Genomic DNA, 18,376 nt, shown 5'->3' on the forward strand with positions numbered 1-18,376 from the left:
TCAAATAAGACATAATTCGCGACGTATTTTTTATTTGCGCCGTTGGATGGTGATGCTTTGTATATTTTAAGCGGCTGGATCGCTGCTTTTAATTTTTGGTTTTTAAAAATAATGAAGGTGAAGATTGTTTAAAATCAATGTAAATTATATTGCCTTCTTTTCTGTAACAGCAGTGACGCTTCCGTCGTCTCCATGCGGGGCCTCATAAGTAGATTTCAGTCGATTATTTTCAGTGCGAAGTGCCCGGTTTTCTGATTGTAAAGATTCAAACTTGTTCTTCATGTCTGGAATATCTGCACAAAGCTTTTCCAAATTAGAAATTCTGTTTTGTACTCCTTCGTTTTCTTGTAATGATTCCTGTAGTTTTTTATTTAGCTCTTCCTTTGCCTTTCTATCATCGATAGATAAATCAAAAGCGTGTAAGTTTTCGATGATTGCTTTTTTATGCACCTTGTCATCGAAAATTTTCTTTAGGGTGAAGCAAGCATCTAAAAGTTCTTTATCCCAGGGGGATATAATTGGTGGAAGTTCTTCACCTGATGGTTCTTTCAATGTTAGCTTTCTGACATTTTCTGGTTTCATAACACCATCGCCCGTCATAATCCAAACAAAATCATATCCGAATAAATGCTCAATAGTATAAGCAATTGGGATTGATATTTTAGTGACACCGTTTTCAATTGCAGATAGCGCAGGCCTAGAAATACCTAATTTTTTGGCAAATTCTGCCTGTGTTATATTTTCGTTAGCTCTGATTTGAGCCACTCTGTAGCCAGTTGTTGCATACTTATTCATAATAGATGTCATAAACAAACATTCCTCTTGACAATATGTCAGTATCTGACATATAAATGACCCATGAACGCAAATCAAATAACTAAAATCAACAAAAAAGGGGCGCGCTACATCAGCGCGCTACTGCTTATCCACGGCATCCGACAAGATGAAATCGCCGATAAGGTCGGCGTTTCGCGTCCTCTCGTTTCCCAGGTAGTGACCAGAAAGCGTGGCGGAACAAAAAAAAATGGGCCGAAAATCCGTTTAGTCCGCCAGGCCGTGGCCGAAGCCCTGGGCATGCCGGTGGAAGAACTTTGGCCGGACACCAAGGCCGCATAAAACACAAAGGAGCCGCGCAAATGACACACAGCGTTATTATAAACCGATCCAGCATTTCCACCTACCTTGAAGAAATAGCACCCTACATTGAGGATATGTCGAGCAGCGAACTATGGGACGGGTTTATTCCCTTAGCCTTTGAAGTGGAGATCGATCCCACACCTGGGGCAAACGGAGACCTTTCTGCCGTCTGGGTCCCTACGAATCGTTACAAAGATCTTCTTGCGACAGTTCGGGCAGGTCAGATCACATTCTCCGACCTCATTATCACTCTTTACGATGAGTTCTCCTGCCGAAAACCATTTGATCGTGCCCATATGCGTAAACTCCGCAAAGAAAAATTTAAATCCACGGGTAGAGGGACCATTCAATTTTACCCGCGTTTAAGGCCCAAAGCGGATTAATTTTCAAATGCGGTTTGATCATATCAAAAACAGGAAGGTTTGCAATGGCTAAAATCAAACAAAAAATAGACATCAACCAAGCATCTCTTTTCGACATTCTGAAAAATTACCAGGAAGAAAGTATCAGCGCGCGTCCTGCGGGCAGTTTCGATATTGACCGCCAATTCCGCGAAGCCATCAGCCAGGTGCTAAAAAATTGCCCACTGTCACGCTGGCAAGTGGCAGCACGGATGTCAGAATTGACCGGTCATGAAATAACCAAAACCATGCTGGATAGCTGGACGGCAGAGTCTAAAGAGGCTCACCGCTTTCCGGCTATTTATTTACCAGCCTTCTGTGAGGCAGTCGGATGCAGCGAACCTTTAATGATGTTGGGTAAACTTGTGGGTGTGTTTGTTCTTCCGGGGCCTGAAGCGCTGCGGGCCGAGATTCAGCGCATTGAAGAAGAAATCAACCGTAAGCAGAATGAGAAGCGCAAGCGGTTACTGTTCTTGAAAGAGATGGAAACAAAATAACAGGAGGTGAAGGAATGGCGGCAAAGAGTTGTCGAAAAATTGAAGTACTGGTCGCGGCGGACGCGATCCTTGGATTTATCGGCGCGGCGAAAGAGCCGGTCATGATCTCTGATATGGCGCGGGCAACCGGACTCAGCGTGGATAGTTGTTTCCGGCAGATCGGTACGATGGAAGAACTGCGCTGGGTCACTAAGATTGGCGCGGGGTACATCCTCGGCGGGCGCATTTCCGAACTTCGCGCACGGAAAGTTGCAGCACTGGAGGCGCAGCGCGACGCTATTAATAAACAATTACAGGAATTGGAGGAGGAGTAAATGTCTAAGAGAGAAGCAGAGCTTGTGGCAAAGGCGCAGGATGAATCAGCACGCACAACTGAAGTTATGAGACGGGATCAGGAGAAAAGCGCCGAACAGGTACAGCGCGATAAAGAAGCGGCCATCGCCAATATTTACGAGATGGCCGGAAAAATTAAAGCTACAAACTTTTTCAAGTCACAGGCTGAATTTTTTAACCTGGTAATGCTTAAAAAAGTGAAAGACTCAAAGGAATATCGCGAGCGCTTCGGAATTACGTGGGAACAATTCTGCGAGAGTGTCGGGATTAACAGACGCACAATGGATCGTGCACTGGAAGACCTCGCGCCATTCCGGCAAGAATTTTTGGACACTTTGTCCAATTTCTCCGGAGTCACATATAATAAAATCAAGTATTTAGGAATGGCTGCCAATGAAAAATTGGTCAACTTGTCCGAAAATGCCATCACTTTTAACGGCGAAACCATCCCGGTTGATGCCGAGCATGCCGACGAAATCCAGTCCCTCCTGGAAACCCTCGAAGAAGACCATAAACAAGCAGCAGCCGAAGCCGCCGAGACCATCAAAACAAAAGAGCGCCTGATCAGGGATAAGGACAAGGTCATGGATAAGCTGGCGCGCGATATCGCCCGTCTGGAAAGAACGGTCGGTAAGTCCGAACTCACGGAAGAGGAGCAGGATGCCTGCAATTTGCTGCATCAGGTGCAGCTCGACATCCAGACATGGTTCTCTGACATCAAGAAGAAAATCGAACCACACAAGGCCCCGGAAATTGCGCTTCGTCAATATTACTATCTGCTGATCTTTTTTTCGAAGCTGGCGATGGAAGAACGGCTGGCCCTGCAAGCCCATTACGACGGCGCGGAAGAGGTGCCCTGGGAAATAACAGAAATGGAGATCCCGCCCACGGAAGTGATGATCGATAACCTGCCGCTCACGGCGGGCAAGGACATGGGCAAAAAGGTTGTGGCAAAGATCGAAGAACGGAAAGCGAAGAAGGGAGGAAAGTAATGATCAAATGGAATGCAACCCAAGACGACATGGAGCTTATACAGAAGATTGCAAAGCGCGGATTTTGTCGGAAGCTTTATGCTGATGCGCTGGCGCTCAGCATGGATATTGCGGCCACTCACTTAAACGGATGTCCGCTGAAACTCAAAGAATGGTTGAAGGCGGATGACTTCAACTTTTTCCACGATATTTATGGAATCTACAACAATCTCGACAGAAAAACAGGGCGGTTGAAAAACTGTTTTCTTCCGCGCTTCGCAGCACCAACAAAGAAAAGTTTGGCGGCATAAAAATACTGGATTCCGGCGCAGGCCGGAATGACAAAGGAAAAATCATGGCAGTCTCTGAAAGCATACTGAATCACGTTGCAGCGACATTGCGCGGACTGAATGCATCCGACGCAACACGGAAAACAAGGGAACTGGCGGCGCATTACGGTGTCACAACGGCCACCATCAATCGGTATGCGGCGGCGCGGGGGATTCGATTTCGGAAGGAGCGCAAAACAAAAGGTCAGTCCGGAGCGACCCGAGACATTCTGCTGAATGCCTCCACGCTAATGCTGACATCCAGGCGCATATCCAATGAAATTCCCCTGCCCGCTTGCGACGCTAAAATGATTCTGGAGGATTCAGGGATTGAGACCGGCGGCGTGTCGACAAGCTGGTTTTTGTCACGGCTTCGGCAGGAGCAGATCAGCGCCAAGGATATGCTCCGGCCATCGCCGCATGTTCGCCTGCTTTCCAAGCATCCAAATCACGTCTGGCAATTCGACGTGACCAACTGCCTCCAATACCGTCTTGATACAAAAAAAGGTCTCGATGAGCGCGACACCGAAATGACTATGTACAAAAATAAAATCGTCAAAACCGCAAAACTAATCAAAATGGAATTGCTCCGATATGCCGTTGTGGACCATTGCAGCGGAGCATTCTATTTTCATTATTTTTACGCATCGGGCGAACGCGCGGCGGACGGATCAGAGTTTCTCTTCCGCGCCATGCGCCCGAAAGACGAAATGATTAAAAAAACGTGGAACGGCCAGTCCGGCGAAAAGCTCGGCAAGTTCCGTTTTCATGGCGTACCCTTTATGCTTGTATCCGACAAAGGATCAATCCTGACGGCGAAGGCGAACCAGGCATTGATGGACGCGCTGCGTGTTGATGTTCAGCTTCACATGCCCGGCAACCCACGCGCAAAAGGCGCGATTGAAGGTCTGATGCACTACATCAATCGGTTTGAAGCACGTCTAAAATTTCAGCGGCCAGCCGATCTGGAGGAACTGAATAGATGGGCGCTGGATTGGTGCATCTATGCCAACGGCGCAATCAAGATGCGCAACGTCGCGCCGCGCTCGGTTTTATGGTCCTACATTACAGCCGAGCAACTGCGCCTGTGTCCGGAAGAGTCGCTTTATCGCCTGCTCATTAAAGAACCAACCATCACACGATTAGCAAAAGGCGACCGGACGATCAGCGTGGATGGCCGATTCTACCAGGTGCCCGATTCCCAAGCGGCAGGCCAGACCGTCAGTGTTGTCCGGCATCCCTATGAATACCCGAATGTCGAAGTCCATTTTAACGGCAACATCTGGCTGTGCCAGCCGATTGACGTGGATGTCTATGGTCGCATGACCAACGGCGTGGAATACGGCACTTATAAGGGGATCAAGCACACCGAGACGCAGCAGGCCAAAACAGAAATGGAAAAGAAGTCCCTTGAAATGGGCCTTACCTGGAAGGGCACAGGCGACAAGCGCATGGCCGTCGCGCCTCCGGTCGGCTTTGTATCGCCGCTCACCGTATTCGGCCACCAGGCGGATAAGGTCGGAAATGTCGAATTCATCGAACGCAAAGGCACGCCGCTGGAGATCAAGACAGCGAACGCGCCTATTAATCCGGTTATCGAATCGAGTGCATCGGAAATACCGCGCCCACTGGCAGCGCGGCGCATTTCCTTCACTGAATTTCTGAAACAGTTACGCGCCGAGATTGGCATCATCACACCGGCGATGAACGCCGATCTGCGCGCCAACTATGAGAATGGCATTGAGGTCAAAAAAGCAGAGGAGGTGATCCAGCAGATTCAGGACGGCACATGGCAGCAAGATGTTGGCTGCATCATGCAGTCAACAGGTTAATTAAAACGGAGGTGAAGCGAAGTGGGAAGACCGAAGAGTGACGAAGTACAACCCTACAACATGGCATTTAAACCAATCGTATTAAAAGAATTGTGCGTGGATACCGGCATCAGTCAGACGCGGATCGGCAAGGCTACCGGGCTTAGCCGGGTATCGATCAATCTTGCGCTGAACCGTGGATATATGCCTGTCGGCACGCCAAACTTCAAGGCATTGGTTGAAGCCGAGATCGCAAAAGTCAGCAGAGCCGCGCAGTGGCTCATGGAGCGGCAAATGAAAGTCGAGGACATTTGGAAGCCGCTCGGCAAGGATCTGCGGCACGTATCACCAGCAGCAGATAATCAGAAGATGTGGGCAACAAGAAAAACACCGGCAATGGTACCGGGCAACCCCGAACAACTAATCAATAACATGGAGGCAGAGATGATCAATCCCGAAGCAATGAAGCATTTTAAAATTTTCAGGAATCCCTTTATCGATGACATTCAAAAGGACAGCGACATTTACATGAGCGAAGAACACCGCTACATCTACGAGGCAATGACCGACGCGGCAAAGCATGGCGGCTTTCTGGCGGTGATCGGCGAAGTCGGCAGCGGCAAGAGCGTTATGCGCCGGAAGGTCGTTGAACAGTTGAAAAAGGATGGTGACACCATCGTCATTTTTCCACAGATGATCGACAAAACCCGCGTCAACGCGGCCAGCATTTGCGATGCCATCATCATGGACCTTTCCGAGGCCCGGCCCAGCATGAAGCTGGAAGCAAAAACGAGACAGGTGCACAAACTCCTTCTGGAGCGTGCAAAACAGGGCTTCCGCTCCGTCCTGATTATCGAAGAGGCACACGACCTGCACACCAATACATTGAAGTACCTGAAGAGATTCTACGAACTGGAAGACGGTTTCCGCAAACTGCTGGGCATTATCCTGATCGGCCAAACTGAACTGAAAAACCTCTTTAACGAGCAGGCGCACATTGAAATGCGCGAGGTGATCAGGCGCATCCAGACAGCGGAAATAAAGGGGCTGAACGGCAACACAAGAGATTATCTGACCATGAAGCTCAAACGGATCAACGTCAAAGTAGATGACATTTTCGAGGAGGGCGCGTTCAAGGCAATGAGCCTTCGGCTCACCACGAAAGACGCCCATAGCAAAAGCATCAGCCACGCCTATCCATTGATGATCAACAACTACGCCGCGCGGGCCATGAATCTGGCCTATGAGATGGGCGAAAAGAAAGTGACCGAAGCCGTCGTGATGGCGCTATAGGAGGCGATGATGCTTTTAATTATAACGCTGGTTGTTATTTTGATTGTCGGTATTTTCTGGGGCATGGGCATCAAAACCATGCTGGACCGGTATAAACGCTACAAGTATCTTTATAGGTTGCTTGAGGAAGGAGGATATATGGGGGCACTGCCACGGCTAAAAAAGAAGGTCGAACTGAAGTATCGGAAGGGCTCCACGGACGATGGGCAAAACTGTCGGTACTGCACGTCGTACGTGAAGGACTTTGAGGTCATCGGGATCGGCGGCATAAAACTAGATGTCGAGCCGCGCTGTCAGATCATCGGCCTAGAAAACTCGCGGCGCTATCGTGTTCGTCCGGACTATACCTGCAACGCTCAGGTCCGGGATGATGCCAAATGCTGGTGGATAAAACGAGGAGCATCCAATGCTTAAAAGAATTCAAACTTATATTTTACAGGACCCCTGGGACGAAGCGATAAAGCAGCAACAGCGGCGACTGGACCGCGCGACTATCCTGGTAATCATTGTGGCAGTGGTCTATTTCAGCCCGGTCATCCTGCATATATTTACGAGGTGAAGAAATGGCAAACAAGAACAAAGCACAGCGGTGGAAAAAGACAGAGCCGTGTCGAAACGCAACCACTAAAGCACAGCCCTCACTCTTTGCGGGGAACGCGGGCAAGCATACCAACGGCGATGTTCAATGCCGGATATGGGGTTGCCGAATCAACACGGCTGCATGCAGCATACAACAAAGTCGCGAGCCGGACAACTGCTTTGGCTGCGCACAATTCAAATCGTAGGGCGCGTTCCCTGAACGCGCAGAAAGGAGCAACATCATGAATTTAGGCGACATCGAAAAATTGACCAAAGTATTTGCGGATGCCAGACAGGTTGTGACGGATCGCGTACGCGCTCTGGAAGATGAAATTCAGGCCATAAAACGTCGCAGGATGCCCGGCATTAAGAGCGCCGTCAATACGGTCATAGAACAACAGAAGGCTTTGAAAGAAGCCGTGGAAGAAAGCACGGGCCTTTTTGTTCGCCCGAAAACAATGATCATGAACGGCATTAAAGTGGGCTATCAAAAAGAAAAGGGGTCTGTATCCTGGGAAGACGCCGCTCAGGTCGTGAAGTTGATCAAAAAGCACCTTCCGGATCAGGCGGACGTTCTGATCAAGACCACGGAAAAGCCGATTAAAAGTGCGTTGGAAAACCTGCCCGCTGCTGATCTCAAAAAGATAGGTGTCACAGTCAACGCCGGTGGCGACCAGGTTGTGATCAAGTCAACCGACGACGAAATCGATAAACTGGTGGATGCGCTCCTGAAGGAAGATGAACCGAAGACGGCAGCAGAGGAGGCGGCATGAAAATATATTTAGCTTCGCGATATATACGCATCGAAGAGATGAGGAAAGTTGCTGACACGTTGCGCAACGTGGGCCATGAAATTACATCACGATGGATCAATGGTAATCATCAGATAAGTGATGACGGTCTATCAGCCGAGGCAAAGGAAGAAGAGCGGTCTCGGTTTGCAACTGAAGATTACTGCGATTTAACAGCTGCTGATTGCTGCATTAACTTCACAGAAAAACCACGCTCCACGAATTCCCGTGGCGGTAGACATGTGGAATTTGGAATGGCAGTTCAAGCCGGGATACGTCTAATTGTCGTAGGCCCCAGAGAAAATGTTTTCCATTACCTGCCGTTTATAGAGTGGTATCCCGATTTTCAAATCTTTATGGAGAAATGTGATCTTATGGAGAAGTCTGATGCGCTTAGTTTGCCCTAGTTGCGGAGCCACGGCCAGCGCGGAAGCCTGGACGAATGATACGGCGATCCGCTACACTTTTGAAACCCTGGTGCAGTTACCTTCTCCGGTGCTGCGCCGGGCGCTCAGTTACATGGGACTGTTTCGCCAGGGTACGAAAGCCCTGCCCTGGCGGCGCGCCCTGATCATTGTCCGCAGCCTTAAAGAACTCATTGAGGAAGAAACAGTCCACTGGCAAGGAGGCGAAACACGGCCCTGTAACGCGGAAATATGGGGCAAGGCCATCGAGGCCACAATCGCCAGCGGACCGAAGGGCCTCAAAAATCATAACTACATGAGAAAGTGCGCCTGGGATCTGGCGGCGGACCTGGCGGTGAAGGTTGAACATGATCGGGAAGCGGCACGCAAAAATCGCCGTCCTGATGACTGCACCGATCCCGACGCCTTGTCCAACGAAACGCGGCAGAAAATCGAAAGAATGAAAAAGCAATTGGGGGTGACATCATGAAAATGATCGGGGTGAAAATTCAACGGCCTGTCCGGAAGATTGAACCGCTCCAGATAAAAATGATTCATACCGCTGTGTCCCGCCTGAACCTTGACGATGACATATACCGGACAATACTCTACAGGTTTTCCGGGAAAGAATCCTGCAAGGATATGACATACCTTGAAGCATCCCGGACAATTGATTATTTTAAAACCCTGGGCTTCAAAATTCCGCGAAGGAAAAAATACACGAAGGGCACACCGGCAAGGCAGGATTACAGATCTGTGCCAAGAAAGGAACGCCCGTCTAATGTTTTCGTGCTGCCCAGCCGCGAGCAATTGGACATGATCGACGCCCTTGCCGGTCAGGTTAAATGGAGAGTAGAGGACGGTTTCAATCATTGGGTGAAAAAGTATTATAAGATTGACCGGATCAAATCAGAAATGGAAGCCTCGGACGTTATCGAGGGATTGAAAAAACTGCTGGATCATCAGATTGGAGCATAGCATGGCCGCTGATTGGCTCGCTGAAATCGCTGCTGAAATACCGATGGAAAGTCTGCCCGAGGAATATCAGATCGTTGCGGAGCTATTCGGTAAGGCAGGCGCATTGCAACTAGCCAAACACTCGGGCGGCATGCGGATATATGTGCCGAAGCTGGACACGCTTATTCGCAACCATCGGGATGCGCGTATTCGTGCCGAGTTCAACGGCTTCAATCACCGGGATCTGGCCCGCAAATACGAACTGTCTGAAAGCTGGATCAGGGAAGTAGTTCAGCGCCGTCCGCAGGACGTGCAAACCGATCTTTTCGCGGAGGAAAAATAAACAATTTTTCACGTACTCTCGCGCGCGCGCGAGGGTAGCCCTCTCAAGTGTTTTGCCCAAGTAAAATTCTCAAGCACCGTGGTTTCAATCCTTTTCACAATCCCTTATCGTCGCAGCTACTTCATCTCCTGCTTCGCCTGACCGGTTGCGAACACACCCTGACGCCATACAGGGTCGCAACCGGCAGGCATTAGCCGGATGAAGAAATCTCGCAGGAGGGATTGACATGGCATCGAGGGACATCAAAGACTGCACACCATCATTGCAGGCAAAAATCAAAGCATTCATGATTGCGACGCTCAGCGCGGGCATACCCGTCATGATCACCTGCACCGCGCGAACGGTTAAAGAACAATGCGCTCTCTACGCCCAGGGACGTGAGCCGATATTTGACGTTAACGAATTGCGCGCAATGTCTGGTCTGCCAAGGATCACCGTCGAACAGAACAAAAACAAAGTCACCTGGACACTTCAATCAAAGCACATCATCGATCTGGACGACGGCAATGCCGACAACGATAAATCACGCGCTTTCGATATTGCGATCGCACCCGGCGGCAAACCCGTATGGGACGTCAAAGTTGATGTCAACCAGGATCACATTTCAGATTACGAACAAGCCGGAAAAATCGGCGAAGCATGCGGGCTGCGCTGGGGCGGAAGATTCAAAAACCCGGACATGCCGCACTTCGAGGACGTATAACCTTTTTTTGAGCGATGCCCTGGGAGAGCGGGCGCGGTTGCTGGTTGCCCGGAAACACTCCCAGGGCGGTTTAAAGGATCGATGAAAATGAGAAAAACACTTTTGATTATCTTGATTATCCTTGCCGCCGCGCCGGTAATTGCGGGCGATTGCGATCAGCGGTTTAGCATTTACAGGGCTGAAGTCGATGGCCACACTGTCTATCACGTCAGGGAATATGACGATTATTTTAAAGTTGGCTTTACATGCTTCGAGACAAGCGACATCAGGCAAGCAAAAACATATCGCGCCCAAAGCGTTGCATCCTGCCAGGCGGCAAAGGACGCTGAGCAATACCAGCGGAAATTAAACAATGCAAAATGGGAATTGGTGGAATGACCAGAGCGGTTTAAGGAGAAACAATGGACCTCACAAGATACAATGCCATCAAGGATCAGATGAAAACAGGCGATCTGCTGCAATGGCGTTCTCATTCCGTTGTTGGCGCGCTGATCCGCTGGAAGACTGATTCCAACGTCAATCACTCCTCTCTCGTGATCCGGCTGGCTGAATATGAAGGTCTGGAGCGCCGCCGTTATACCACCGAAGCCCTGGAGCATGGAACGGTCCTCAATTTTTTATCCCGCAGATTAGAACAGTTTGACGGTGAAGTCTGGTGGTACCCGTTAGCCGCCGCTTGGAACAATAATCGGCAGGATATTGGTGAGAGGGCTCTTTCACTGGTGGGCATCCCTTACGATTATCAATCCATTTTTCATCAACTATTCGGGAAAGTGTCGGCGGACGCCAGACGCCTGTTCTGTTCGGAGTACTGCTATCTGGCTTACGGATTCACAGGAAAAGCTCCGGCTCCGGCTGACATGCCAGCGCTTGGGATTTTTGAACAACCGATCAAATTGTAGGAGGACACGATGAAAAGCGATTTTCTAAAATTGAACATCATTGACCTGGCACGTGGTGCCGTCGTGGCAACAGGGGCGGCAATCCTGGCGGCGATAGTTCCCATTCTGGAAACCGGCAGCATACCTGGTGTCAGCACATTAAAAGGCATCGCAGTAACCGGCCTGGCAGCCGGAGGCGCTTATCTGCTGAAAAACCTTTTTACCAACTCAAAAGACCAGCTTGTAAGGGGTGAAACAGTTAATGGCTGATGAAATAGACCGCACACAGGAAGTCAGCGAAGTTTACGAGTCCGCGATGCTTAAACAGCGGATCAAAAACGCTACCGTGCTGCCTGAATTCCGCCACACATGCGAAGACTGCGGGCGCGTTATCCCGGCCCGCCGCCGCAAAGCTAATCCCAGCGCAACGCGCTGTATTGAATGTCAAATAATATTTGAAAGCGGAGGGAACACATGACCCCTGAGCAGATCGCGGCACTATCGGCAATTGCATCGATCATCGGACAAATCGGCACCTGGCCTATTGCTTCACTATTGGCCGTTATCGTACTGGGACCGTGGGGAATCATGTTTTTCCTCGCACGGTCAAACGATAAGCGGCTAGAGGCGGCTCTCAAAATGTACGAGTCCAATGTCAAGCTGGTTGTCAATTACGAAAAGATCGCCACTGAACAGGTGGATACCATACGACTGGCTACGGCGGCGACAACAGAGCTAACCACCTGGTTGAAAACCCGGACACCTTGTCACGCCCTTCTAGCCGCCAGATTGAGGAGCAATAATTCATGAGCCTTCAAAACGAAATGCGCCGCGTCCAATTAACGAACCTGGAACATACGGCCAAACGCCTGCGGGCAGAGATCAATGACCTCTGCAAAACGATCTGCATCAACCTCGACTGCGGCATGACCATGCCCGAGGATCTGCCCGTGGAATCAGTAGACAGCCAGTGGGATGAACTGAAAAGCAAATGGGCGGATCTGACGGTGAGCATCGCGAAAATCAGGATGCTGAAAGAGGAGCTGAAGTAAATGAGTAAAACCATACAAGGGACAAGACTCAACGACAACTGCTTTCCTAAGGAGCGTGGAGAATATTCTAAACAGAGCGATGGGACCTGGCTGCTTTGCCTTCCGACAGGAATACATGGACAAATCAACAATAAGACGTGGAAGATTGTAGAGCACGACAACAATACAATAACTGTAACGCCTTCAATCCTTACCACCACAACTGGACATCCGGAACTTACCTGGCATGGCTACCTTGAGGCCGGAATTTGGAGAGAATGCTGATGGCGGAAAAAGGCGCGCGTACACAACTGGAGCCGGTAGCCCGGCAGATGTTTATCGACGGTCAGTCGCTCACCGCGATTGAAGCCGCGCTGGATGTATCGCGTCAGACGCTGGCCGCCTGGAAAGGCAGCACGAAAAAGCCGGACGAAGAGTTTGACGAATGGGACAAGGCCAGGGCTCGTAAAGCATCCTTCGGCCTGCGCATGGAAGCACTCCTGGAGCGCGAATTGACCTTCGCCGAAGAACGTGAGCCCGGCGCGATTGACGGCGGATCACTCGACAATCTCAGCAAACTGGGCGCACTGGTTGTTAAATTCAAAACCATTGAAGGCCTGGGCGCTGGCTACGATAAAGCAAAGGTCTTTCTGGAAGATGTCCAGTGGATCATCGCCTGGCTCCGGGAAAATGATCCGGAAGGATTGAAAGTGCTGGCAGCAGACTTTGACGCAATGACCATGCAGTTTAAAACGGAGCAGATGAATGGCAGTAATGCGTAAAAAACCGAATCTGACCGAAGGGCAATTTGACCAGCAGGTCGCTGAACTCAAAAAGTGGATACGTGATTCCGTATCGCCGTTTGAGAATGATACGCCTGCCAAGCAGCGCGCCCGAATAGAACGTGGCCGGACCGATTTGCTCTATTTCTTCAGCACGTATCTGCCGCATTACTTCAGCGTCGCCTTTGGAGATTTCCACGGCGAATGGCAGGAGATCACCGAGCTCAAGGATCAGCTTGCCCTGGTCGGTGCGCCGCGCGAGCATGCGAAGTCCACCTTCTTTACCCTGGGTAATCCGGTCCACAAGATTGTCTATCAGCTAACACGGTTTTGCTGGCCATGCTCAGACACGCATGAACAGGCGACGGCGTTCAGCACGCAGATCAAGCTGGAGCTGGAAGAAAATCCGCGCATCATTCACGACTTCGGCAAGCTCAAAACAAAAAACTGGAGCGATGACGAATTTGAAACTACGACCGGCGTCAAGGTGCTGGCCAGAGGGCGCGGCGATAAAGTGCGCGGCATCCGCTACCGGCAGTACCGTCCGGACATGGCCACCTTCGACGATATGGAAAACGACGAGACCGTCGAGAACCCGCGCACCACAAAGAAGATTATCAACTGGATACGCGGTGCGGTTTTGGGATCTCTGGGCAAAGGCTATTCAGCCATTATGGTCGGCAACCTCTTCCATCCGCTCAGTGCCATCTCCAAGCTGATCGCCGAGGAAGATGAGGACGGACTGCCCCGCTATGTCTCCAAAGTCTACGACGCGATCGTCGACGAAGAGAATCAGATTTCGTTGTGGCCCGCATTGTGGCCATGGGAACGGCTCATGCAAAAGAAGCATGATGTCGGCACCTATACCTTCAATAAGGAAATGCGTAACAAGGTGGCCACGGAAGATTCGCCTTTCCCGGAAGAGACGGTTTCTCACTATGAACGCATTGAGCTGATCCGCGTTCCTCTGATCTTCGCCACTGGCGTTGATCCGGCTGCAACGGCAACATCTAAAAGCGACTTCCGCAGTGTGGTCACCTGGGGATTAGAACGGGTACAGATGGAATTTTTCTGCATGCACGCCTGGATCAAGCGCCGGTCCATCGGTGAATTCTTCGCCGCCGCTTATGCGCAAAACGATCTGTATCCCGGTGTTGTTGTGGTGGAAGAAAACATGCTCAAGGATTTTCTCCACGAGGCAATTCAGAACTACGCCAAAGAAGTAGGCCGTTATCTGCCCTGGTCACCGATCACCCACACAACCAGCAAGATCGACGCGCGCATCATCGGCACCTGCGAATATTTGTGGGAGCACAAGAAGATGCGCTTTGAAAAAGGACACAGCGACCAGAAGATCCTGGAGGAGCAGTTCGTCTATATTCTGAACCCGTCTGTCCATGACGACGGACCGGATGCCTCAGAGATGGCCATCAGCCACCTGCAAAAAGGGAACGGTATGTCGGTTGAATACACGTCCATCTCCAGGAGACGGTTTGCCGGGCTGCCGGGTGATCAAAAAACAGGCGTCCTGATGCAAAGGGGAGCCTATTGATGGCGACGCGTTTAAATGCCCGACATTTGTTTGATGGGCAAAATGGCTACATACGGGGGGTAGTTTTCTTGACACTGTTTATAAACATGTTTTTGCGCGAAGCACGGGCAAAATTATGCGTGGGACGGGAGGGGATATCGCTATGACGGTCCTGTTTGATCAATTTGGCAGAGAAGTTCAGGTCCAAAAGCAACCCGAAACGCGTGAAATTGCCGTGACGACAATCCGGGATCGGTGGTCCAACTATCCCTCCTCCGGACTCACGCCGCAATCACTGGCCACAATATTCAAAGAAGCCGACGCGGGAGACGTTCATCGGCAGGCAGAGCTGTTTGAAGAGATGGAAGAAAAAGACACCCATCTATTTTCGGAAATGCAGACGCGTAAAAATGCCGTCCACGGTCTGGATTATGATCTGGCTCCCTATTCAGAGAGCGCCGAAGATAAGAAGATTTGCGAATTTGTTGCCGATTGCCTCTTCAATCTGAATAGCTTTGATGACGCTCTTCTGGATCTCCTGGATGCTATCGGTAAGGGATATTCTCTTTGCGAAATCAAATGGGACACAACCGGCGGCAAGGCCATTATCGGCGATCTGTCGTGGATTCACGCGAAAAAGGCAGTCTTTTACGAGCGTGGCGCGTCGAGCATGTGGGCCAAAAGTCTGGAGCTTCCGCGAATACTGACCGAGGCCGAGCCGTTCAACGGTGAAATCATGCCGCCGTTTAAGCTGGTTTACCACCGGTACAAGGCGCGTTCCGGGTACGACACACGCGCCGGTGTGCTGCGGGTATGCGCCTGGATGTATCTCTTCAAAAATTACAGCATCAAAGACTGGGTGGCTTTTTCCGAGGTGTTTGGCATGCCGCTGCGCCTTGGTAAATATGATTCCAATGCCAGTAAGGGCGATAAGGATGCTCTTGTTGCCGCGATTCAGTCCCTGGGTTCCGATGCCGCCGGGATCATCTCCAAGAACACGGAGATCGAGTTTGTGGAGTCCATCAAGAATTCAGGCACGAATAACATTTATGAGTCACTGGCTAATTTCTGCGACAAGCAGATGTCCAAAGCAATTCTGGGGCAGACGGCCACCACGGAAGGTACGCCCGGCAAGCTGGGCAATGAAGACGCCCAGGACAAAGTCCGGCATGACCTGATCAAGGCCGATACGGAATCATTGGCTAAGACCGTCCGCTTTCAGATCGTCCGTCCCCTGGTCGGATATAATTTTGGATGGGACAAGCCGCTGCCGTGGTTCAAGATGCTCTATGAGAAACCGGAAGACCTGGCCAACCTGATGACCGTCTACAAGGGTGCAACGGAAATCGGTCAGCCGATATCCGCCGAGCATGTGTCAGAACGGTTCAAAATTCCCATGCCTAAAAAGGGCGAAACTGTTTTGCAACCCCGACAGGCTCAAGCCGGGGCAACCAAAATCAAAGCCACTTTGAAAAAGATCGTTGCCAAGGACATAGCGCCAACTCAGTCGGATAATGACGCGGCGGATCAGATTACATCCCGCCTGGCGCAAGATGCCATGCCGATAACCGACACGGACTTTATCGCGCAAATTCGCTACCTGGTCGAAGATCTGGATGTGCAGGACCTTGCGGATCTGCGTGATCGGCTCATCGATCTTTGGGGAACAATGAATCCAGCCGACCTGGGCGCACTCGTTGCGCGGGCAATGGCCGTCGCGGAAATGGCCGGAATGGCTGATGTCCAAGACGAAGCGGGGACAAAATGATCATCGATGCCGTTTTCAAATTGCCTTTCGAGGAGCAGGAAGCATTCTTCCGGGAGAAGCAGAACATCCCGACGCAAAAGTGGAATGATCTCTGGAAAGAACAGCATGCAAAAGGGTTCATGGTAGCCGGTGCTTACCGGGATGATCTGCTGGTGGATTTCCGCAGCGCCGTGGACAAGGCCATTACCCAGGGAACGACGCTTGCCGAATTCCGCAAGGACTTTGACCGTATCGTATCTCAGTATGGCTGGAGCTACAACGGCGGGCGCAATTGGCGCAGCGAACTTATCTACTCCACCAACATTCGAACATCCTATGCTGCCGGGCGCTGGGCTCAGCTCACGGACCCTGAGCAATTAGAGGCGATGCCCTATCTGACTTACAGACACGGCGATAGCCGGGTGCCGAGGCTTCACCATTTAGCCTGGGACGGGATAACGCTTCCGGCTGATGATCCCTGGTGGAAGACGCACTATGCGCCCAACGGATGGGGCTGCAAATGCCGGGTTATCGGTTCAACGCGCAAGGAATACGCGGCGGCAAAGAAGGAGGGAAAAGGAGAAGCTCCCTCTTCACCCATTGATCCAAAAACCGGAGAGCCGGTGGGGATTGATAAGGGCTGGGGCTACAACGTGGGCGAAGCGGCATTCGGAAAAAGCTGGGTTCAGGAATCAGGCAAGTTCGAAGAGCTTGGGCCATGGCGCAAAGATCAATATCCATTCCTGCCGGATAAACTGACGGGCGAAGTGCCACCGGTTGCTTTAGGGAAGGAACTGAAAACAGAAGCGGCGTTGCGTACTGCGGTGCCGGAGGGCATCTACCGTGATCCGTTAGGCGATTACGTAAATGTCACGAGAGCGCTGGCTGACCATATTGTTCAAGATCCCAATCGTTGGGATGGAAGGGAAAAATTTTTTCCGCTGATTCCGGACATCATTGAGAACGCCCAGGAAGTCTGGGTGGGCTTCGTAAAGTACGTTGACAGTGGCCGGGTTGTACTCCGGAAGCGATATGTGAAGGCTTATGAAATCCAAAAAAGCCGCGTTGTGGGAGTCATGGCGGACACGGTTAAAGGTCAAATGGTGGCGTTTGATATGTACAGGAGCCATGATTTATCGGGTGGCAGACTAAGATCTGGGCGGTTGCTCTATCCGATAGGTAAGTAACGAGGACATCATGTCGCCGCACCAACATGCGCCGCTACGCCTGCCTTTAGGGTGTGCAGTCCTCGGTCAGGCCAGTTAGTAAAAACATAGCAGTATTTTGTGAAATTGCAAGGGGAAAGTAAATGCCTGAAATCATCATCAAAGTGGACGGTGCTGACGCCGTCCGACAGAAGCTGCTGGCGATATCCGGCAGGACGGCAAACTTATCCCCGATCATGAAGGCTATCGGAGAGCGCGTGGTCGAACAGACCAAGCGGCGTTTTGAGACAGGCGGGCCAGCTCCGGACGGCAAAGCGTGGGCAAAGCCGAAAACACCAAATCCGAAACGCATTCGGACCCTGACGGTGAGCGGCCAACTGCGGGACAGCATCCGTTTTCAGATGATCAGCAATAACGAGGTCGCCATCGGGACAAATAAGGTTTACGGCGCAATTCATCAGCTTGGCGGCGTGATCACACAAGGCGCTCGTTCAGAATTGTTTCAACGCAACCGGTATGTGCGGGGCCCAAACAAAGGATCATTTAAAAAGGGGACCACAGCAGGCAGAGGCTTTACGTTCAAAGACAGGACAATCAACATGCCTGCCCGTCCGTTTCTGGGGCTGAGCCAGGCGAACAGCAATGAAATTATCGGCATCATCAATGACTATATCGCAGGGAGGTAACGC

Annotated in this window: 28 protein-coding genes; 27 read left to right on the forward strand and 1 reads right to left on the reverse strand. The window is 50.9% G+C overall.

Annotated elements, in window-relative coordinates:
- Window positions 1–144 precede the first annotated feature (144 nt).
- Window positions 145–807: a hypothetical protein gene (locus CVU71_00990; GenBank protein ID PKN20397.1), complete on the reverse strand. Its 663-nt coding sequence runs from the start codon at window positions 805–807 to the stop codon at window positions 145–147.
- A gap of 51 nt (window positions 808–858) precedes the next feature.
- Between CVU71_00990 and CVU71_00995 the strand changes: the two genes are divergently transcribed.
- The 27 genes from CVU71_00995 to CVU71_01125 all read left to right on the forward strand — a co-directional run bounded on the left by CVU71_00995 (window position 859) and on the right by CVU71_01125 (window position 18,373).
- Complete coding sequence (locus CVU71_00995; GenBank protein PKN20398.1) at window positions 859–1,116, forward strand: hypothetical protein; 258 nt, start codon at window positions 859–861, stop codon at window positions 1,114–1,116.
- A 20-nt stretch (window positions 1,117–1,136) separates the two neighbouring features.
- Window positions 1,137–1,520, forward strand: coding sequence for a hypothetical protein (locus tag CVU71_01000; GenBank protein ID PKN20399.1), 384 nt, complete (start codon window positions 1,137–1,139; stop codon window positions 1,518–1,520).
- A gap of 44 nt (window positions 1,521–1,564) precedes the next feature.
- Window positions 1,565–2,035 (forward strand): hypothetical protein, encoded by a 471-nt coding sequence (locus CVU71_01005; GenBank protein PKN20400.1) that lies wholly within the window; start codon window positions 1,565–1,567, stop codon window positions 2,033–2,035.
- 14 nt (window positions 2,036–2,049) lie between these two features.
- Window positions 2,050–2,349 carry a hypothetical protein gene (locus CVU71_01010; GenBank protein PKN20401.1) on the forward strand — a complete coding sequence of 100 codons (300 nt, stop codon included), beginning with the start codon at window positions 2,050–2,052 and terminating at the stop codon, window positions 2,347–2,349.
- On the forward strand, window positions 2,350–3,360 hold the full coding sequence (locus tag CVU71_01015) for a hypothetical protein (protein PKN20402.1): 1,011 nt from the start codon (window positions 2,350–2,352) through the stop codon (window positions 3,358–3,360).
- On the forward strand, window positions 3,360–3,650 hold the full coding sequence (locus CVU71_01020; protein ID PKN20403.1) for a hypothetical protein: 291 nt from the start codon (window positions 3,360–3,362) through the stop codon (window positions 3,648–3,650). The genes CVU71_01015 and CVU71_01020 overlap by 1 nt, the downstream gene beginning before the upstream one ends.
- Window positions 3,651–3,694: 44 nt before the next feature.
- Window positions 3,695–5,500 carry a hypothetical protein gene (locus tag CVU71_01025; GenBank protein PKN20404.1) on the forward strand — a complete coding sequence of 602 codons (1,806 nt, stop codon included), beginning with the start codon at window positions 3,695–3,697 and terminating at the stop codon, window positions 5,498–5,500.
- 423 nt (window positions 5,501–5,923) lie between these two features.
- On the forward strand, window positions 5,924–6,772 hold the full coding sequence (locus CVU71_01030; GenBank protein PKN21027.1) for a type II secretory protein ExeA: 849 nt from the start codon (window positions 5,924–5,926) through the stop codon (window positions 6,770–6,772).
- 9 nt (window positions 6,773–6,781) lie between these two features.
- Window positions 6,782–7,186, forward strand: a complete 405-nt coding sequence (locus tag CVU71_01035) for a hypothetical protein (protein PKN20405.1) — start codon at window positions 6,782–6,784, stop codon at window positions 7,184–7,186.
- A gap of 407 nt (window positions 7,187–7,593) precedes the next feature.
- Entirely contained in the window at window positions 7,594–8,124 is a 531-nt protein-coding gene (locus CVU71_01040) for a hypothetical protein (protein PKN20406.1), read from the forward strand.
- Window positions 8,121–8,549 carry a hypothetical protein gene (locus tag CVU71_01045; GenBank protein PKN20407.1) on the forward strand — a complete coding sequence of 143 codons (429 nt, stop codon included), beginning with the start codon at window positions 8,121–8,123 and terminating at the stop codon, window positions 8,547–8,549. The genes CVU71_01040 and CVU71_01045 overlap by 4 nt, the downstream gene beginning before the upstream one ends.
- Window positions 8,530–9,036: a hypothetical protein gene (locus tag CVU71_01050; GenBank protein ID PKN20408.1), complete on the forward strand. Its 507-nt coding sequence runs from the start codon at window positions 8,530–8,532 to the stop codon at window positions 9,034–9,036. Before CVU71_01045 ends, CVU71_01050 begins: the two co-directional genes overlap by 20 nt.
- The gene (locus CVU71_01055) at window positions 9,033–9,524 is read left to right on the forward strand and encodes a hypothetical protein (GenBank protein PKN20409.1); all 492 of its coding nucleotides are present in this window, start codon (window positions 9,033–9,035) and stop codon (window positions 9,522–9,524) included. The genes CVU71_01050 and CVU71_01055 overlap by 4 nt, the downstream gene beginning before the upstream one ends.
- 1 nt (window position 9,525) lies before the next feature.
- On the forward strand, window positions 9,526–9,846 hold the full coding sequence (locus tag CVU71_01060) for a hypothetical protein (protein PKN20410.1): 321 nt from the start codon (window positions 9,526–9,528) through the stop codon (window positions 9,844–9,846).
- Window positions 9,847–10,072: 226 nt separating this feature from the next.
- A complete protein-coding gene (locus tag CVU71_01065) occupies window positions 10,073–10,549 on the forward strand; it encodes a cell wall biosynthesis protein (protein ID PKN20411.1) in 477 nt (158 codons plus the stop codon).
- 87 nt (window positions 10,550–10,636) lie between these two features.
- Complete coding sequence (locus tag CVU71_01070; GenBank protein PKN20412.1) at window positions 10,637–10,927, forward strand: hypothetical protein; 291 nt, start codon at window positions 10,637–10,639, stop codon at window positions 10,925–10,927.
- Between the two features lie 23 nt (window positions 10,928–10,950).
- Window positions 10,951–11,451, forward strand: a complete 501-nt coding sequence (locus tag CVU71_01075) for a hypothetical protein (protein PKN20413.1) — start codon at window positions 10,951–10,953, stop codon at window positions 11,449–11,451.
- Window positions 11,452–11,460: 9 nt separating this feature from the next.
- A complete protein-coding gene (locus CVU71_01080; protein PKN20414.1) occupies window positions 11,461–11,700 on the forward strand; it encodes a hypothetical protein in 240 nt (79 codons plus the stop codon).
- The gene (locus tag CVU71_01085; GenBank protein ID PKN20415.1) at window positions 11,693–11,908 is read left to right on the forward strand and encodes a hypothetical protein; all 216 of its coding nucleotides are present in this window, start codon (window positions 11,693–11,695) and stop codon (window positions 11,906–11,908) included. Before CVU71_01080 ends, CVU71_01085 begins: the two co-directional genes overlap by 8 nt.
- A complete protein-coding gene (locus CVU71_01090; GenBank protein ID PKN20416.1) occupies window positions 11,905–12,240 on the forward strand; it encodes a hypothetical protein in 336 nt (111 codons plus the stop codon). Before CVU71_01085 ends, CVU71_01090 begins: the two co-directional genes overlap by 4 nt.
- On the forward strand, window positions 12,237–12,482 hold the full coding sequence (locus CVU71_01095; protein PKN20417.1) for a hypothetical protein: 246 nt from the start codon (window positions 12,237–12,239) through the stop codon (window positions 12,480–12,482). Before CVU71_01090 ends, CVU71_01095 begins: the two co-directional genes overlap by 4 nt.
- Entirely contained in the window at window positions 12,483–12,746 is a 264-nt protein-coding gene (locus CVU71_01100) for a hypothetical protein (GenBank protein PKN20418.1), read from the forward strand. It abuts the gene before it with no gap.
- On the forward strand, window positions 12,740–13,243 hold the full coding sequence (locus CVU71_01105; protein PKN20419.1) for a hypothetical protein: 504 nt from the start codon (window positions 12,740–12,742) through the stop codon (window positions 13,241–13,243). The genes CVU71_01100 and CVU71_01105 overlap by 7 nt, the downstream gene beginning before the upstream one ends.
- Window positions 13,227–14,795, forward strand: a complete 1,569-nt coding sequence (locus tag CVU71_01110; protein ID PKN20420.1) for a hypothetical protein — start codon at window positions 13,227–13,229, stop codon at window positions 14,793–14,795. Before CVU71_01105 ends, CVU71_01110 begins: the two co-directional genes overlap by 17 nt.
- Before the next feature lie 115 nt (window positions 14,796–14,910).
- Window positions 14,911–16,542 (forward strand): DUF935 domain-containing protein, encoded by a 1,632-nt coding sequence (locus tag CVU71_01115; GenBank protein PKN20421.1) that lies wholly within the window; start codon window positions 14,911–14,913, stop codon window positions 16,540–16,542.
- Window positions 16,539–17,708 (forward strand): hypothetical protein, encoded by a 1,170-nt coding sequence (locus CVU71_01120; GenBank protein ID PKN20422.1) that lies wholly within the window; start codon window positions 16,539–16,541, stop codon window positions 17,706–17,708. Before CVU71_01115 ends, CVU71_01120 begins: the two co-directional genes overlap by 4 nt.
- Window positions 17,709–17,830: 122 nt before the next feature.
- Window positions 17,831–18,373: a hypothetical protein gene (locus CVU71_01125; GenBank protein PKN20423.1), complete on the forward strand. Its 543-nt coding sequence runs from the start codon at window positions 17,831–17,833 to the stop codon at window positions 18,371–18,373.
- Window positions 18,374–18,376 lie beyond the last annotated feature (3 nt).

This window comes from Deltaproteobacteria bacterium HGW-Deltaproteobacteria-6 (genome assembly GCA_002840435.1).
In the GTDB taxonomy this organism is placed as follows: Bacteria; Desulfobacterota; Syntrophia; order Syntrophales; family Smithellaceae; genus UBA8904.

What these genes read in the sequence shown, in the direction of transcription:
- CVU71_00990 (PKN20397.1), bottom strand. Translation starts at nt 807, where the DNA reads ATGACATCTATTATGAATAAGTATGCAACAACTGGCTACAGAGTGGCT.
- CVU71_00995 (PKN20398.1), top strand. Translation starts at nt 859, where the DNA reads ATGAACGCAAATCAAATAACTAAAATCAACAAAAAAGGGGCGCGCTAC.
- CVU71_01000 (PKN20399.1), top strand. Translation starts at nt 1,137, where the DNA reads ATGACACACAGCGTTATTATAAACCGATCCAGCATTTCCACCTACCTT.
- CVU71_01005 (PKN20400.1), top strand. Translation starts at nt 1,565, where the DNA reads ATGGCTAAAATCAAACAAAAAATAGACATCAACCAAGCATCTCTTTTC.
- CVU71_01010 (PKN20401.1), top strand. Translation starts at nt 2,050, where the DNA reads ATGGCGGCAAAGAGTTGTCGAAAAATTGAAGTACTGGTCGCGGCGGAC.
- CVU71_01015 (PKN20402.1), top strand. Translation starts at nt 2,350, where the DNA reads ATGTCTAAGAGAGAAGCAGAGCTTGTGGCAAAGGCGCAGGATGAATCA.
- CVU71_01020 (PKN20403.1), top strand. Translation starts at nt 3,360, where the DNA reads ATGATCAAATGGAATGCAACCCAAGACGACATGGAGCTTATACAGAAG.
- CVU71_01025 (PKN20404.1), top strand. Translation starts at nt 3,695, where the DNA reads ATGGCAGTCTCTGAAAGCATACTGAATCACGTTGCAGCGACATTGCGC.
- CVU71_01030 (PKN21027.1), top strand. Translation starts at nt 5,924, where the DNA reads ATGATCAATCCCGAAGCAATGAAGCATTTTAAAATTTTCAGGAATCCC.
- CVU71_01035 (PKN20405.1), top strand. Translation starts at nt 6,782, where the DNA reads ATGCTTTTAATTATAACGCTGGTTGTTATTTTGATTGTCGGTATTTTC.
- CVU71_01040 (PKN20406.1), top strand. Translation starts at nt 7,594, where the DNA reads ATGAATTTAGGCGACATCGAAAAATTGACCAAAGTATTTGCGGATGCC.
- CVU71_01045 (PKN20407.1), top strand. Translation starts at nt 8,121, where the DNA reads ATGAAAATATATTTAGCTTCGCGATATATACGCATCGAAGAGATGAGG.
- CVU71_01050 (PKN20408.1), top strand. Translation starts at nt 8,530, where the DNA reads ATGCGCTTAGTTTGCCCTAGTTGCGGAGCCACGGCCAGCGCGGAAGCC.
- CVU71_01055 (PKN20409.1), top strand. Translation starts at nt 9,033, where the DNA reads ATGAAAATGATCGGGGTGAAAATTCAACGGCCTGTCCGGAAGATTGAA.
- CVU71_01060 (PKN20410.1), top strand. Translation starts at nt 9,526, where the DNA reads ATGGCCGCTGATTGGCTCGCTGAAATCGCTGCTGAAATACCGATGGAA.
- CVU71_01065 (PKN20411.1), top strand. Translation starts at nt 10,073, where the DNA reads ATGGCATCGAGGGACATCAAAGACTGCACACCATCATTGCAGGCAAAA.
- CVU71_01070 (PKN20412.1), top strand. Translation starts at nt 10,637, where the DNA reads ATGAGAAAAACACTTTTGATTATCTTGATTATCCTTGCCGCCGCGCCG.
- CVU71_01075 (PKN20413.1), top strand. Translation starts at nt 10,951, where the DNA reads ATGGACCTCACAAGATACAATGCCATCAAGGATCAGATGAAAACAGGC.
- CVU71_01080 (PKN20414.1), top strand. Translation starts at nt 11,461, where the DNA reads ATGAAAAGCGATTTTCTAAAATTGAACATCATTGACCTGGCACGTGGT.
- CVU71_01085 (PKN20415.1), top strand. Translation starts at nt 11,693, where the DNA reads ATGGCTGATGAAATAGACCGCACACAGGAAGTCAGCGAAGTTTACGAG.
- CVU71_01090 (PKN20416.1), top strand. Translation starts at nt 11,905, where the DNA reads ATGACCCCTGAGCAGATCGCGGCACTATCGGCAATTGCATCGATCATC.
- CVU71_01095 (PKN20417.1), top strand. Translation starts at nt 12,237, where the DNA reads ATGAGCCTTCAAAACGAAATGCGCCGCGTCCAATTAACGAACCTGGAA.
- CVU71_01100 (PKN20418.1), top strand. Translation starts at nt 12,483, where the DNA reads ATGAGTAAAACCATACAAGGGACAAGACTCAACGACAACTGCTTTCCT.
- CVU71_01105 (PKN20419.1), top strand. Translation starts at nt 12,740, where the DNA reads ATGCTGATGGCGGAAAAAGGCGCGCGTACACAACTGGAGCCGGTAGCC.
- CVU71_01110 (PKN20420.1), top strand. Translation starts at nt 13,227, where the DNA reads ATGGCAGTAATGCGTAAAAAACCGAATCTGACCGAAGGGCAATTTGAC.
- CVU71_01115 (PKN20421.1), top strand. Translation starts at nt 14,911, where the DNA reads ATGCGTGGGACGGGAGGGGATATCGCTATGACGGTCCTGTTTGATCAA.
- CVU71_01120 (PKN20422.1), top strand. Translation starts at nt 16,539, where the DNA reads ATGATCATCGATGCCGTTTTCAAATTGCCTTTCGAGGAGCAGGAAGCA.
- CVU71_01125 (PKN20423.1), top strand. Translation starts at nt 17,831, where the DNA reads ATGCCTGAAATCATCATCAAAGTGGACGGTGCTGACGCCGTCCGACAG.